General features: G+C 73.9%; 17 protein-coding genes. 13 read left to right on the top strand and 4 right to left on the bottom strand.

Translation table 11 applies throughout. The features are described from left to right. Positions 1-8 precede the first annotated feature (8 nt). The 5 genes from ACPXBU_RS21275 (at position 9) to ACPXBU_RS21255 (ending at position 4,558) form a co-directional block, all read left to right on the top strand. Positions 9-677, top strand: a complete 669-nt coding sequence (locus ACPXBU_RS21275; protein WP_425759328.1) for a class I SAM-dependent methyltransferase — start codon at positions 9-11, stop codon at positions 675-677. 9 nt (positions 678-686) lie between these two features. Next, positions 687-1,856 carry a cytochrome P450 gene (locus ACPXBU_RS21270; RefSeq protein WP_425759327.1) on the top strand — a complete coding sequence of 390 codons (1,170 nt, stop codon included), beginning with the start codon at positions 687-689 and terminating at the stop codon, positions 1,854-1,856. Positions 1,857-1,880: 24 nt separating this feature from the next. After that, positions 1,881-2,729, top strand: a complete 849-nt coding sequence (locus ACPXBU_RS21265) for a polysaccharide deacetylase family protein (RefSeq protein WP_425759326.1) — start codon at positions 1,881-1,883, stop codon at positions 2,727-2,729. A 78-nt stretch (positions 2,730-2,807) separates the two neighbouring features. Beyond that, entirely contained in the window at positions 2,808-3,740 is a 933-nt protein-coding gene (locus ACPXBU_RS21260; RefSeq protein WP_425759325.1) for an ATP-binding cassette domain-containing protein, read from the top strand. Continuing rightward, entirely contained in the window at positions 3,737-4,558 is an 822-nt protein-coding gene (locus ACPXBU_RS21255; protein WP_425759324.1) for an ABC transporter permease subunit, read from the top strand. The genes ACPXBU_RS21260 and ACPXBU_RS21255 overlap by 4 nt, the downstream gene beginning before the upstream one ends. Positions 4,559-4,588: 30 nt before the next feature. On the opposite strand, the gene ACPXBU_RS21250 is transcribed toward ACPXBU_RS21255, so the two are convergent. The 4 genes from ACPXBU_RS21250 to ACPXBU_RS21235 are packed head-to-tail and all read right to left on the bottom strand — an operon-like array spanning position 4,589 to position 8,818. Beyond that, entirely contained in the window at positions 4,589-5,266 is a 678-nt protein-coding gene (locus ACPXBU_RS21250) for a response regulator (protein WP_393375886.1), read from the bottom strand. Next, positions 5,266-6,822 carry a sensor histidine kinase gene (locus tag ACPXBU_RS21245; protein WP_425759323.1) on the bottom strand — a complete coding sequence of 519 codons (1,557 nt, stop codon included), beginning with the start codon at positions 6,820-6,822 and terminating at the stop codon, positions 5,266-5,268. The genes ACPXBU_RS21250 and ACPXBU_RS21245 overlap by 1 nt, the downstream gene beginning before the upstream one ends. 54 nt (positions 6,823-6,876) lie before the next feature. Further along, positions 6,877-7,602, bottom strand: coding sequence for a dethiobiotin synthase (bioD, locus tag ACPXBU_RS21240; protein WP_393375882.1), 726 nt, complete (start codon positions 7,600-7,602; stop codon positions 6,877-6,879). Positions 7,603-7,657: 55 nt separating this feature from the next. After that, positions 7,658-8,818, bottom strand: a complete 1,161-nt coding sequence (locus ACPXBU_RS21235) for an 8-amino-7-oxononanoate synthase (RefSeq protein WP_425759321.1) — start codon at positions 8,816-8,818, stop codon at positions 7,658-7,660. Positions 8,819-8,973: 155 nt separating this feature from the next. Between ACPXBU_RS21235 and bioB the strand changes: the two genes are divergently transcribed. From bioB to ACPXBU_RS21195, 8 genes are all read left to right on the top strand, one after another. Next, entirely contained in the window at positions 8,974-9,969 is a 996-nt protein-coding gene (gene bioB / locus ACPXBU_RS21230; RefSeq protein ID WP_393375876.1) for a biotin synthase BioB, read from the top strand. 5 nt (positions 9,970-9,974) lie between these two features. Further along, positions 9,975-10,163, top strand: a complete 189-nt coding sequence (locus ACPXBU_RS21225) for a hypothetical protein (protein ID WP_393375873.1) — start codon at positions 9,975-9,977, stop codon at positions 10,161-10,163. A 107-nt stretch (positions 10,164-10,270) separates the two neighbouring features. Beyond that, positions 10,271-10,993, top strand: coding sequence for a YbaB/EbfC family nucleoid-associated protein (locus ACPXBU_RS21220; RefSeq protein WP_393375870.1), 723 nt, complete (start codon positions 10,271-10,273; stop codon positions 10,991-10,993). Further along, positions 10,986-11,315 (top strand): hypothetical protein, encoded by a 330-nt coding sequence (locus ACPXBU_RS21215; RefSeq protein WP_425759320.1) that lies wholly within the window; start codon positions 10,986-10,988, stop codon positions 11,313-11,315. Before ACPXBU_RS21220 ends, ACPXBU_RS21215 begins: the two co-directional genes overlap by 8 nt. Further along, on the top strand, positions 11,312-12,418 hold the full coding sequence (locus ACPXBU_RS21210; protein ID WP_393375864.1) for a WXG100 family type VII secretion target: 1,107 nt from the start codon (positions 11,312-11,314) through the stop codon (positions 12,416-12,418). The genes ACPXBU_RS21215 and ACPXBU_RS21210 overlap by 4 nt, the downstream gene beginning before the upstream one ends. Further along, a complete protein-coding gene (locus ACPXBU_RS21205) occupies positions 12,402-12,974 on the top strand; it encodes a hypothetical protein (protein WP_425759319.1) in 573 nt (190 codons plus the stop codon). The genes ACPXBU_RS21210 and ACPXBU_RS21205 overlap by 17 nt, the downstream gene beginning before the upstream one ends. Continuing rightward, on the top strand, positions 12,971-13,378 hold the full coding sequence (locus ACPXBU_RS21200; RefSeq protein ID WP_425759318.1) for a hypothetical protein: 408 nt from the start codon (positions 12,971-12,973) through the stop codon (positions 13,376-13,378). Before ACPXBU_RS21205 ends, ACPXBU_RS21200 begins: the two co-directional genes overlap by 4 nt. Continuing rightward, complete coding sequence (locus tag ACPXBU_RS21195) at positions 13,375-13,887, top strand: GNAT family N-acetyltransferase (RefSeq protein ID WP_393375857.1); 513 nt, start codon at positions 13,375-13,377, stop codon at positions 13,885-13,887. Before ACPXBU_RS21200 ends, ACPXBU_RS21195 begins: the two co-directional genes overlap by 4 nt. The last annotated feature ends 36 nt before the right edge of the window (positions 13,888-13,923 follow it).

Here is a 13,923-nt window from a genome sequence, read left to right as displayed (position 1 = left end):
ATCGGCGGGTGTCCGAGCTCTCCAGCACGTTCGTCCGGCTGCACGCCCGGCTGGCCCCGGTCCCTTTCGTCCCCGAGGTGCGGCTGCACCAGGCCGACGAGCCGATCGGGCTGTGGGAGCTGACCGAGGGCGAGTTCTCCACCGACCGGCCGCCGCCGTTCTGGGCGTTCGCCTGGGCCGGCGGTCAGGCCCTCGCCCGCTACGTGACCGACCACCCGGAGCTGGTCGCCGGCCGCCGGGTGCTCGACCTCGCCTCCGGCTCCGGCCTGGTGGCCATCGCCGCCGCCCGTGCCGGCGCCGCGTCGGTACGGGCCGTCGAGGTGGACGAGTTGGCGGTGGCGGCCGTCGCGCTCAACGCCGAGGCCAACGGGGTACGCGTCGACGCCGAGTTCGGCGACATCCTCGACTCCGACGCGGGCGACGCCGAGGTGGTGCTCGCCGGCGACGTCTTCTACAGCGACGCGATGGCCCGCCGGGTGCTGCGGTTCCTGCTCCGCGCCGCCCGGGCCGGCGCGCCGGCGCTCGTCGGTGACCCCGGCCGGGCGTTCCTGCCCCGCGACCGCTTCGACGAGTTGGCCGCGTACGACGTGCCGGTGCCGGAGGCGCTGGAGAGCGTACGGGTGAAGCGCACCACCGTCTGGCAGTTGCGCGCCGGGCTGCCGGGAGCCGCCCGCTAGCGTGTCGACGTGCTGTTCTCCAGCTGGGGGTCCGCGGTCCAGGCACCCTGGCCGGACGTCGCCGAGGTGAGCGACCACGTCGGCGTACGCCACCTGGTCGTCACCCGGCACGCGCTGGTCCGTCAGGTCCTGGCCGACCCGGTCACCTACCCGCCGGACAACGCCCTGGACGCGGTGACACCGATGCCGGTGACCGCCCTGCGGGTGCTCGCCGGGCACCGGTTCCGGCTGCCGCCGACCCTGGCCAACAACTCGGGCGCCAGCCATCCGGAGATCCGGGCGATCGTCGCGGCGGCGTTGCGCCCCGAGCGGGTCGCCGCGCAGCGGCCCTGGCTCACCGCGCTGGTCCGGGAGCGGGTCGCCCGGCTCGGCGCCCGCCTCGACACCGGCGCGCCGGTCGACCTGTACGCGGACCTCGCCGCCGACCTCCCGCTGCTGGTGCTGGCCCGGCTGGTCGAGCTGCCGGACGCGCCCGTCGGCGCGGTGAAGGAGTTCGCCCGCGCCGCGCTGGAGTTGTTCTGGGCGCCGCTGGACACCGATCGGCAACTGGCGCTCGCCGCCGAGGTGGGCCGGTTCCACCGCGTCCTGCGCGACTTCGCGGCCACCGGCGGCGGGTTGGCCGGCGAGTTGCGCGCGGCCGGTCACTCGTCGGACGTGGTGGTCGGCGCGCTCTTCTTCCTGCTGGTCGCCGGCCAGGAGACCACCTCGCAGTTCCTCACCCTGCTGCTGCACCGGCTGGCCGGCGAGCCGGCGGTGCGGGCCGGCCTGCGCACCGGCGAGGTCGCGGTGGCCGACGTGGTGGAGGAGGGGTTGCGGCTGGAGCCGCCGATCGTCACCTGGCGGCGGGTGGCGGAGGCGGACAGCACCCTCGGCGGTACGGCGGTGCCGGCGGGCAGCAGCCTCGTGCTCTGGCTGGGTCGCGCCGGCCGCGACCCGGCGGTCGTCGAGACGCCCGACGAGTTCCGGCCGGGCCAGCGTGGATCCCGCCGCCACCTGTCGTTCGGGGCGGGCGCCCACCGCTGTGTCGGTGACGTGCTGGCCCGGATGGAGGCGGCAGTGGTGGTCGCCGAGGCAGCGCCGCTGCTGGACGGGGTGACTGTCGTCCGCCCGCCCTGGTGCCCGGACAATCTCACCTTCCGGATGCCGGACGCCTTCGTGGTCCGGGGCACCGGATCCTGATCTCGCTTCGGTAGGTTTCCGGGCGTGTCAGCGACCCCCGCACGTCGGATCCTCGCCGTCGTACCAGTTGTGGCCCTGCTGGTGCTGAGCGCCTGCACAGCCGGGCGCACGCCGCACGCACGGCAGATCACCGTGGCCCACCAGCCGGTCCCGTCCGCCTCGCCGTCGACCGCACCTTCGGTTTCGCCGTCGGTGACGGTGCGGCCCAGACCGGGAAGTCTGGACTGGTACGTGTCCCAGGTGCCGACCTTCCCCGAGGCGCCGCCACCGCAACCGGTGCCGCTGCCCGCGACCGGCGCGGCCCAGTTCTGGCACCGCCTGCCGACCGACCAGAAGGTCGCCTTCATCACCATCGACGACGGTGGGTTGGCCCGACCGCCCGAGGTGGCCGACTTCGTCTGGCGGGCGCACATCCCGGTCACCATGTTCCTCAACTCACCGGCGGCGGAGGAGCACACCGACTACTTCCGGCAGATCATGGTGGCGGGCGGGGTCGTCGAGAACCACACCATCACGCACACCTCGCTGGCCGGCCGGTCGTACGACCGTCAGAAGCACGAGATCTGCGGGGCGGCGGACACGCTTGAGGCGCTGTACGGCAAGCGACCGACCCTGTTCCGGCCACCGTTCGGCGAACATGACAGCACCACGTTGAAGGCGGCGCACGACTGCGGCGCGAAGGCGGTCCTGCACTGGACCGAGACCGTGCACGAGGGGAAGGTGCGCTACCAGACCCCGGAGAAGGTGGTGCGGCCCGGCGACGTGCTGCTGATGCACTTCCGGCCGGCGCTGATGGACGACCTGCTCGCCGCGCTCAAGGCGATCCACCGGGCCGGGCTCACGCCGGCGCTGCTGGAGGACTACGTCCGCTGACCGACCTGACGAAAGTCAGGGCCCGGTGCTGCCCTTCGGGCGCGGTGGAGCAGGGGGCCGCGCGCCTAGCGTCAGCGCATGATCACATTACGTGGGTTGACGAAACGGTTCGGGGCGACCGTCGCGGTCGACGCGCTGACCGTCGACGTCGCGCCCGGCCGGGTCACCGGCTTCCTCGGCCCCAACGGCGCCGGCAAGTCCACCACCATGCGGATGATCCTCGGGCTGGACCGCCCCACCGCCGGACAGGCCCTCATCGGCGGGCGCGCGTACCGGGACCTGCGCCGCCCGCTGCACGAGGTGGGCGCGCTGCTCGACGCCCGCGCCATCCACCCGGCCCGGTCCGGCCGGGCACACCTGCTGGCCATGGCCCGCAGCAACGGCATCCCCGCCCGCCGCGTCGACGAGGTGCTGGACACCGTCGGGCTGGACGCGCGGGCCGCCGGCAAGCCGGGTCGGACCCTCTCCCTGGGCATGGGCCAGCGGCTCGGCATCGCCGGCGCGCTGCTCGGCGACCCGCCGGTGCTGATGTTCGACGAGCCGGTGAACGGCCTCGACCCGGACGGGGTGCGCTGGGTACGACACCTGACGCGCTCGCTCGCCGACCAGGGGCGGACCGTCTTCGTCTCCAGCCACCTGATGAGCGAGATGCAGCTCACCGCCGACCAACTCGTGGTGATCGGGCGGGGCCGACTGCTCGCCGACGCGCCGATCGGCGACGTGATCGCCGGCAGCACTGTCGCCGTCCGGGTGCGCAGCCCGCACTCCGACGGGCTGGCCGCCCTGGCCGAGCGCCTCACGGCCACCGGGGCGAGCGTGGTGGCGGCCGACCGCGACGAGCTGACCGTCACCGGCGCCACCGCGGACCGGGTCGGTGACCTGGCCTACGAGCTGGGGGTACGGCTGCACGAGCTGACCGCGCAGGCCGCGACCCTGGAACAGGCGTTCATGGAGCTGACCGCCGACAACGTCGAGTACGCCGGCGGCCCGACCGAAGGTGGGCAACGATGAGCATCCGGACGGACGCGGGCACCCGCCCCGCCAGCACGCCGGCCGCCGGTGCGCCGGCCACCCTCCGGGGGGCGGTGGCCGCCGAGTGGACCAAGCTCTCCTCGGTGCGCAGCACCTGGTGGACGGCGTTGGCCGGGCTGCTGGTGATGGCCGCGAGCGCCGGCCAACTCGCCATCTACGCGGCGAACGCCAACACCAACGACGACCCGGCCGACGACCCGGGGATCGTCACCGTCGGCAGCGTGCTGATCGACTCGGTCGAGCTGACCCAGTTCGTGGTGCTCGCAATCGGCCTGCTGGCGATCACCGCCGAGTTCACGAGCGGCACCATCCGGACCACGTTGCAGTGCACCCCGTCCCGTGGTCGCGTGCTGCTGGCCAAGGCCGTGGTGACCGGCGCGGTCACCTTCGCCCTCGGGTTGCTGCTCGGCGGCGTCGGCGCCCTGGTCGCCCGGCCGGTGCTCGGCGAGTGGGGCAGCGCCCCGGCCGCCGAGACGATCGGCGACATCGTGGCGGTGGCGGTCTACCTGGCGCTGATCGGCGTGTTCGCCCTGGGTCTCGGCGCGGCACTGCGCAGTGCGGTGCTCACGATCACCGTGCTCCTCGCCACCCTGATGATCGTGCCGCTGTCCCTGCAGAACCCGGACATCGACGTGTTGAACCGGATCGCCGACGCGCTCCCCGGCGTGGCCGGCGGGCACTTCCTGGCCGGCGACACCGAGCCGTACCCGAGTCTGGTCGGGCTGCTCCTGCTCGCCGGCTGGGCCGGCGCCGCACTGCTGCTGGGCCGGGTCGCACTGCGCCGACGCGACGCCTGACGAGCTGAGCGGGGGCTTCCCGGCCCCCGCTCAGCCGTCGACGAGCCCCGCCTCGTACGCGAGGATCGCCGCCTGCACCCGGTTCCGCACGTCCAGGCGGGTGAAGATGCTCGTCAGGTAACTCTTCACGGTCCCCTCCACCAGGTGCAGCCGGCGGGCGATCTCGGCGTTGGACAGCCCCGCCCCGACCAGGGCCAGCACCTCCCGTTCCCGCTCGGTCAGCCCGGCCGTACGGTCCCGCGCGGCGGGCCGGCGGGCCAACCGCCCCGCACCCAGCTCGAGCACCCGACGGGCCACCCGCGGCGACAGGTACGCGCCGCCCTCGGCGACGGCGTGCACACCGGCGATCAACTCCCGCGGGTCGCCGGCCTTGAGCAGGAACCCGTTGGCGCCGTGCCCGAGCGCCCGGGCCACATGGTCGTCCTCGCCGAACGTGGTCAGCATGATCGTCGCGGTCTCCGGCACGATCCGGCGGATCTCGGCGGCGGCGGCCAACCCGTCCAGCCGCGGCATCCGGATGTCCAGCAGCGCGACCCGAGGTCGGTGGGCGCGTACCAACTCCACCGCCGCGTGCCCGTCGCCGGCCTCGCCGACCACCTCGATGCCGGGGTCGCTGGCGAGGATGGCCCGGACACCGGCCCGGATCATCGCCTCGTCGTCGGCCAGCACCACCCGCACCGGAGCTGCCCCGGCCCTGTCGGCGTCCACTACGCGATCCACTCCTTGCTGGCCAACCGGCCGTCGGTGAAGCAGAGCCGCCACGTCGGCTCGGCCAGGGGAAAGTTGCCGTCGGTGTAGTACTCGCAGCCGGCCCGGTCGACGCCGACGGGGCTTTCCAACTGCCGCCGGGGCAGACCCTCCAGTTCCGACCTGGCCACCCCGACGCGCATCTTGTCGAAGGTGGCCCGGTCCAGCACCGTCCCGGCGGTCGCCACCGGGTAGTAGACGAGGGAGAGCACCAGGGCGAAACCGGCAGGCGCCAGGAGTGCCACCAGCAGACTGCGCCGGACTCGCCGGCGGGCGTCGTGCAGCCGCCGCGCCGCGTCCACCGGCCGCTCCACCGGGCCGGGCCGACCGCCGGACGGCGCCGGGTCGCTGTCGATCGCCTCCACCGGCGGCGCGGTCGCCGGCAACACCGCCCGGACGACGAACCCGCCCCCGGTACGGGGTCCGGCGTCGAGCGTCCCGCCGGCGAGGCGGACCCGCTCGGCGAGCGCGAGCAACCCGCTGCCCTGCGACGGCGGCGCGGGGAGCGGCTCCACCGGCGGAGCACCGTTGACCACGCACACCTCGACCCGTTCACCGTCGCGGGTGAGACGCACGTCGACCGGGGCCCCCGGCGCGTACCGGGCCGCGTTCGTCAGCGCCTCACGGACCACCCGGTGGGCCGCGTGGCCGGTCATCGCCGGCAGCTCCGCCACCACCGAGGAGGCGTCCAGCCGGACCGCCATCCCCGCCTCACGGGCATTGTCGACCAGGTCGGCGACCGTCTCCCCACTCGGACGCACCGACGCGCCACCCTCTTCGCGCAGCACCCCGATGATCTCGTGCAGTCGCTCGGTGGCGGCGGAGACGCTCGCCCGCAGCTCCCCCGCCGCGACCCGATGCCTGTGATCGAGGTCGGCGGCGACCTCGAGCGCGGCGGCGCGCAACGCGATCAGGCTGAGGTCGTGACCCAGCGAGTCGTGCATCTCCCCCGCGATCCGGGCCCGTTCCCGCAGCCGGATCCGCTCGGCGGCACCCCGCTCCTCGCGGATCAGCGCCTCCACGTGCCGATGACCCGCGGCGGCCAACTCCTGCTGCTGACGCCGGTACCGGCCCACCAGCCAGGGGAACACCGCGGCGAAAAGCAACACCGAGGCCAGCAGGAACCAGGTGGCCTCGCCGGTGCCGAGCAGACCCAGGTTGAGCGCCGTCCCGCCGGCCACGATCAGCACGAACACCCCGGCCACCGGGCCCGCCGAGACGCTGCGCCGCCCGGTGAGATAGCTGAAGACCGGAATGGCGAAGACGAAATTGCCATCGACGACCGACCCGAGCACCACAAGCACCAGGGCGACCAACGGTCGGCGTCGACTCGCCACCGCGGCCGCGCCGAGCAGCGACAACTTGCCGACCAGCAGCGGCACCGCGTACCGCGGGTAGGGCGGGCTGACCCCGGCGTAGCCGACCGGGGCCGCGACCACAGCCCAGAGCAGCGCGTCCAGCAGCAGGCGACGCCGCCGATCCAGCGGACCTGGCAGCGCGAAGTCGAGGATCCGCACGGCGGCCAGGCTACCTACGCTCGACCTGCGCGAACACCGACGAAAGTCAGGTGGTCAGCCGCTCTCCTCGGCCCAGACCCGCCAGTCGTCGAGCACACCGTGCAAGGCCGGGGTGAGCCAGCCCGGCGCGGAACGCCGGAACACGCCCGGGTCCATCGCCCCGGCGCCGTCGGGCAGCGCGCCGAGCAGATTCGGCACCAGATCGGTGAGATTGGTCCAGTGCACCAGCTCCGGCCGGCTCGGCCAGGCCCCGATCACCACGCCGGCCGGCACCGCCCGCCGGTCGAGCGCCTCCAGGGTCAGCGCGGTGTGGTTGAGCGTGCCCAACCCGGCGCGGGCCACCACCACCGCCGGCGCGCCGAGCGACACCGCCAGGTCCGCCATCGTCCACGGCTCCCCCGACGGACGCAGCCCCATCGGAACCAGCAACCCACCCGCGCCCTCGATCAACACCAGGTCGTGTGTGTCCGCCTCCGCACGGACCGCGTCCACCGCCTCGTACAGCTCCAACGGCGGCAGGTCGGCCACCCGGGCGGCCGCCAGCGGGGCGAGCGGATCGGGATAGCTGGCCAGGGTGCGGCCGGTCAACGGGGCGGCCAGCCGGTTCACCGCGTCCACGTCGCCCGGCTCACCGCCGGCCGTACCCGTCTGGGCCGGCTTGACCACCGCCACCCGCAGCCCGGCGGCCTGCGCCGCCGCCGCGATCGCCGCCGTCGCCACCGTCTTACCGACCTCGGTGTCGGTCCCGGTGACCAGGACCGACCCCTCCCACCCGCTCACGGCGCCACCTCTGCTCGCGACTGCGGGGCTCGCAAACCCGGCTCACTCCTCGCGCTCACGGCGTCACCTCTGCTCGCGACTGCGGGGCACACTCCACGATGACCTCCAGGGCCCGCTCGAAATCCGCCCGGGGCACCCCGGCACTGACCGTGAGGCGCAGACGGGAACGGCTGTCCGGGGTGGACGGTGGCCGGAAGCACCCCACCGCGACACCCCGATCCCGGCAGTCGGCGGCCCAGGCGGTCGCCGCCTCCGGCCCGGGGGCGGTCACCGAGATCACCGCCGCGTCCGGCGCGGAGACGGTCAGCCCGGCCGCGCGCAGTCGACCGACCGCCACCCGCACCCGGTCGGACAGCTCCGCGCGCCCGTCGTCACCGGCCCGGGCCAGCCGCAGCGCGGCGTGCACGCCGGCGGCGACCGCCGGTGGCAGCGCCGTGTCGAAGATGAACGTACGCCCGGTCTCGACCAGATGCCTGACGAACTCGGCCGGGCCCGCGACCACACCGCCGGCGCCACCGAGCGCCTTGGACAGGGTGGCGGTGATCACCACGTCCGGCTCACCCGCCAGCCCCGCGGCGGCCACCGCACCCGCGCCGGCCGGACCTGTCACGCCGAGTGCGTGCGCGTCGTCGATCAGCAGGAGCGCGCCGTGCCGGCGGGCCACCGCGTGCAACCGGGCCAGCGGCGCGAGGTCACCGTCGACCGAGAAGATCGACTCGGTCACCACCACCGCCGGGCGGCCCGGAGCGGCCGCGAGCGCGGCGGCCACGGCGTCCACGTCAGCGTGCGGGGTGACCACCGTCTCAGCACCGGAGATCCGGCAGCCGTCGATCAGGGACGCGTGGTTGTGCGCGTCGGAGACGAGCAGCGTCCGAGGTTGGACGAGCGCCCGCAGCGCGCCGAGGTTGGCCAGGTAGCCGGAGGAGAAGACCAGTGCGCGATCGGTGCCCAGCCACTGCGCCAGCTCGTCCTCCAGCGCCTGGTGCGCGTCGGTGGAACCCCGCACGAGGCGCGACCCGGTGGCCCCCAGCCCGTACGCCGACAGCGCCGCCACGGCCGCGGCGGTGACCTCCGGGTGGGTGGCCAGGCCGAGGTAGTCGTTGCCGGCCAGGTCGGTCACCCCGTCGCCGGCGGGTCGCGGGTGCAGTCGCCGGGTCAGCCCGGCCTTCGCCCGCAACTGCGCGCGCCGGTCGAGCGCCGCCAGCCAGTCCGCCACCGTCACCCCTTCGCCGCCGTCCGCGCCGGTCAGCCCGACACCCGCCGGGCGAAATTACCACCCGCCACCGTCAGCCCGACGGTTCCACTCGACGCGAGCGCCCACCGGGCTGCCAGGCCATTCCGGCTGACGGGGGGCCTTGTAGGGTACGAGCCATGCCAGAGATCCTCGACCAGGCCCGGACCCAGGTGCTGGGTGACGGTGTCGGCCTCGACCAGGCCGGCATCCTCGCGGTGCTGAACCTGCCCGACGAGCACCTGCCCGCCGCCCTGCAACTCGCCCACGACGTGCGGATGCGCTGGTGCGGTCCCGAGGTCGAGGTCGAGGGCATCGTCTCGCTGAAGACCGGCGGCTGCCCGGAGGACTGCCACTTCTGCTCCCAGTCGGGCCTGTTCACCTCCCCGGTGCGGTCGGTCTGGCTGGACATCCCGTCGCTTGTCGAGGCGGCGAAGCAGACCGCCAAGACCGGGGCGACGGAGTTCTGCATCGTCGCCGCGGTGCGCGGCCCGGACGCCCGCCTGATGAAGCAGATGCGCGAGGGCGTCGCCGCGATCAAGGCCGAGGTCGAGATCCAGGTCGCCGCGTCGCTGGGCATGCTCACCCAGGAGCAGGTCGACGACCTCGTCGACATGGGTGTGCACCGCTACAACCACAACCTGGAGACCTGCCGGTCGTACTTCCCCAACGTGGTCACCACGCACTCCTGGGAGGAGCGCTGGGAGACGCTGCGGATGGTGCGCGACTCCGGCATGGAGGTGTGCTGCGGTGGCATCCTCGGCCTCGGCGAGACCGTCGAGCAGCGGGCCGAGTTCGCCGCGCAGCTCGCCGAGCTGAACCCGCACGAGGTGCCGCTCAACTTCCTCAACCCCCGACCGGGCACGCCGCTGGGCGACCGTCCGGTGGTGGAGGGCAAGGACGCGCTGCGGGCCATCGCCGCGTTCCGGCTGGCCATGCCCCGCACCATCCTCCGGTACGCGGGTGGTCGGGAGATCACCCTCGGTGACCTGGGCACCCGGGACGGTCTGCTCGGTGGCATCAACGCGGTGATCGTCGGCAACTACCTGACCACGCTGGGTCGCCCGGCGACCGCGGACCTCGACCTGCTGGACGAGCTGAAGATGCCGGTCAAGGCCCTCTCCGCCACGCTGTGACGACGATGACGACGACCGAGGTGTGGTGCGACAGGTGCGGTGAGTCGGCGACCGCCGCCCATCCGGGCTGCGCCTCGGCCCGCCAGTTGGAGCCGCCCCGGTTCTGCCACAGGTGCCGCCGCCGGATGAAGGTGCAGGTGCTGCCGGTCGGCTGGTCGGCGGTCTGCGTCGAGCACGGCGAGATCCGGGGCTGATCCACTCCACCTGACCCACCAGCGGCGTCGGCGGGGACCCCGCCGACGCCGGGTGCGGTGGTAGGTTCCGACCCACGGCTGGGGCGACAACCCGCGGGGGGACCAAGGTGGACGCTGACCGCGCCGCCCGGGAGCGGCGAATCCTGAGCACGGCGGCCGAGCTGCGCGTCGCGGTCGGGGAGACCACCGCGACCGTCGAGTCGCCGGACGGTGCGGTGGTGGTGACGGCCGGGCCGCGCAACGCCCTGCTCGACCTCACGCTGACCCGCCGGATCCGACACCACGACGGCCGAGCCCTCGGCGCGCTGCTGGTCGCCACCGTGCGCGCTGCCACCGAGCGGGCCGACGAGTTGCTCACCGAACGGGCCCGCGAGTTGGTGCCCGGCCGCGCCGACCTGCCCGACCCCCTCGCCACCGCGCTGCCCGAGCCGCCCCCACCCCCGGCCGACGATACCGCCGACGACGAGACCGACCCGCTCGTACGCCGTCTGCGCGACGAGGCGCGACGGCAACTTGACGCCTGGGCGACGACGCGGGCCGACGTGGCCGACCTGACCGCCACCGCCCACGCGACCCAGGGCGGGGTCGTCGCCGAGGTGGGCGCCACGGGCGAGCTGCGGCGGGTCGAGCTGGCGGACGCCGCGCCCCGCCTGGACCCGACCCACCTGGCGGCGCTGGTGCTCGACACCGTCCGCCGGGCCACCGCGGACGCCGCCGCGCTGCTCGCCGAGCGGGTCCAGCGTGTTGCCGGCCCCCGCCTGGACCTGGTGTCGTTGGTGGCCGCCTATCGACCGTCCGACACCGACGACGAGGAGGGCCGAGGTGGCTGACTTCGAAGCGAACGTGGACGAGATCCTGACCTGCCGGACGCGCCTGGCGGACATCCAGCAGCGGGCGGCGGCGATCGCCGACCTGGCCGAGGACGCCAACCCCGAGTGGTACATCTGGGGTGCCCTGGGGGCGCCGTTCGCCGCGCTGTACTGGCGCTTCGCCGGTGAGTTCTACGAGCACCTGGGTCTGATGGGGGAGGCGCTCACCGACCGGGTCGAGGCGTTGGACTGCACCGCCGAGGCGTACCGGCGCACCGAGCAGGACATCGACGAGCGGATGCGCAGGTTGCATCAGCGGCTGGCCGAGGGCCACCCCGAATGAGCGACGAGCGCGACCTCACCGACAGCGACGTCACGAACGACGTCACCCGGCAGGAGTGGGCGACCGGCCCGGTCGGCGCGGACACCACCTGGGACGGGTACGGCGGGGCCGGGTCGGTGGACGTCGGCGGTTACGACGTGCTCCGTTTCGACCCGGTCAAGGACGTGCCGGGGCTCTCCGGAATCCCGCAGGCCGTCTCGGCGGGCGCCAAGTGGGCCGGCGGCGACGGCGACTGGTCGGAGCTGTTCAACATCGCCGGCAGCGTCGGCGACCTGGGTGTCAACGTCTTCGCCTACGCGGTGGACCCGCTCAACTTCCTGATCTCCGCCGGGCTCACGTTTCTGGTGGACGTGGTGCAGCCGCTGGAGGACCTGCTCGGGCTGGTCACCGGCAATGCCGAGCGGATGGAGGGGGAGATCGCCAAGTGGGAGCGGGTCGGCAACGCGCTCGACCCGCTGGCCGCGGAGATCCGTGCGGCGGTCCAGGAGGGGCTGGTGGGCTGGCAGGGGCTGGCCGCCGACGCCGCGCGCCAGCGGATGGACGAGTTCGCCCAGGGGGTGGCCGGTCTCGGCAACGACGCCCGAAAACTGGTGATGACGCTGAACGCGGCGAAGCTGCTGATGGAGGTGGCGCAGGGTTTCGTGCTCGGTCTGATCGCCACCTTCGTGGAGTGGATGGTCTTCACCTGGACGGCGGCGTTGGCAAGCGCGGTGCCGACGATGGGTGCGTCCACCGCCGCGGCGGGAGCGGCCACGACCGTGCAGGGCGCGGTGGTCACCACCCGGGCGACCACGTTCATCAGCAAGGTCGTCGCGTTGCTCCAGCGGCTGCGCACCGTCCTCACCAGGATGCACCCGAGGACGATGGCCTCGGTCAAGGCGTCGTTCCAGCTTCGGGGGGCCAACGGCACGTTCGCGTCGGGTTGGCGCGGTTCGTCGGCGGTGCTCGTCGACTCGGCGAAGGACTTCCGGACCTGGCTGGGCCCGGCCGACAAGCTCGCGGCGACGGCCGCCAACGAGGGCAAACGGGCGACCGACTACTTCGGCGACGACGCCGAGCTCTCCGACTCCCGGACGGAGCAATACCTTGACCCAGGTCGATGACCCCTCGGGCGGTGACCTCACCCACCCGCAGGGCGCGTACCAGATCGAGCGGTACGACCCGACCGGCTCGCCACCACAGCTGCCGCCGGGGCACGGCGGGATCGCCGTGCACACCTGGTGCCCCCCGCAGTCGGCGCGGTTCACGCTCGCCCCGATGGTGGGTGTGGACGGCCGGCCGGCGACCTACGGCTTCGGCCGCGCCCTCATCGTGGTGCCGGTCGGCGAGCGACTGGTCGAGGTGCAGTACGTGTCACCGCAGCGCAGCGCACTTGTCACCGTGGGCGAGGGAGAGGTCGTGCCACTGGAGTACGCCGCCTCCTACGAGGCGTTCGGCGCCGGTGCGTTGGGGCGCGGCGAGCAGCGACCCGGCGGGCGGATGCCGATCGCCGCCGCGTTGACGTTCAGCCTGGTCCTCGGCCTGGGTGCCGCGTACCTGGGGTTCCTGCCGTTCCTGCTGGTGGACGATGCCCCGACCGCGCTGCTGCTGGTCCCGCCGGTGCTGGGCATCGTCGTCGGCATCCTGGTGTTCCGGCGCGGCACGAGGCGGCGTCGGTGAGCGCGGCGGCGCTCTTCGTCGGAGCGGACACCGATCCGCCGACGCCGCCGGGCGGGCAGGCCGGAGTCCTGCTCACCTTCTTCTTCACCAGCCAGGTCCAGCTGTACCGTGGCGACGTGCTCGTCGACGACCGTCCCAACTGGGACATCTGGATCCCCCCGCCGGTGCTGCTGATCGACGGTGCGCCCGCGCGGGCCAGTTGGTCGAGCTGGTTCTATCCGCTGCCGGTCGGCGCGCACCAGGTGGAGATCCGCGAACCGGCGGCGGCACGGCAGCAGCTCGACGTGGTCGTCGACGGTGTGGCGCGGTTGCGGTACGAGGCCGCGATCACGATCCGCAAGGACCACACCGACACGCACGTCCTGCGCTGGGACACCAGCGCGACGCTGGGGAGCGGCTCGTGAGCACGTTGTCGGGCCGGGTGGTGACGCTGCGCCCCGCCGAGGAGACGGACGTCGCCGCGTTGGCCGACATCCGGGCCACGCCCGAGGTGCGCCGCTGGTGGCGTGGCGACGACGACCTGGCCGACTCCGTCCGCGCCGACCTCGGCGACGGCGACCTGCACCTGTACGCCATCGAGCACGACGGCCGGGTGATCGGCGCGATCCAGTGGCACGCCGAACCGGACCCGGACTACCGGCACGCCAGCATGGACGTCTTCCTCGACCCGGCGGTGCGCGGCGCCGGGCTGGGCGTCGACGCGATCCGCACCCTGGCCCGGCACCTGATCGACGAGTACGGCCACCACCGGTTCACCATCGACCCGGCGGCGGCGAACAGCGCCGCGATCCGGGCGTACGCGAAGGTCGGTTTCCGTCCCGTGGGCATCATGCGCCGCTACGAGCGGGGCGAGGACGGCCGCTGGCACGACGCCCTGCTGATGGACCTGCTCGCCGAGGACCTACCCGGCTGAATCGGACAAGCGTGCCCGGCACCGCACGGTGCCGGG

This window comes from Micromonospora sp. DT231 (assembly GCF_049847025.1).
Classification (GTDB): Bacteria; Actinomycetota; Actinomycetes; order Mycobacteriales; family Micromonosporaceae; genus Micromonospora.
This window is presented reverse-complemented; position numbering and strand designations above follow the sequence as displayed.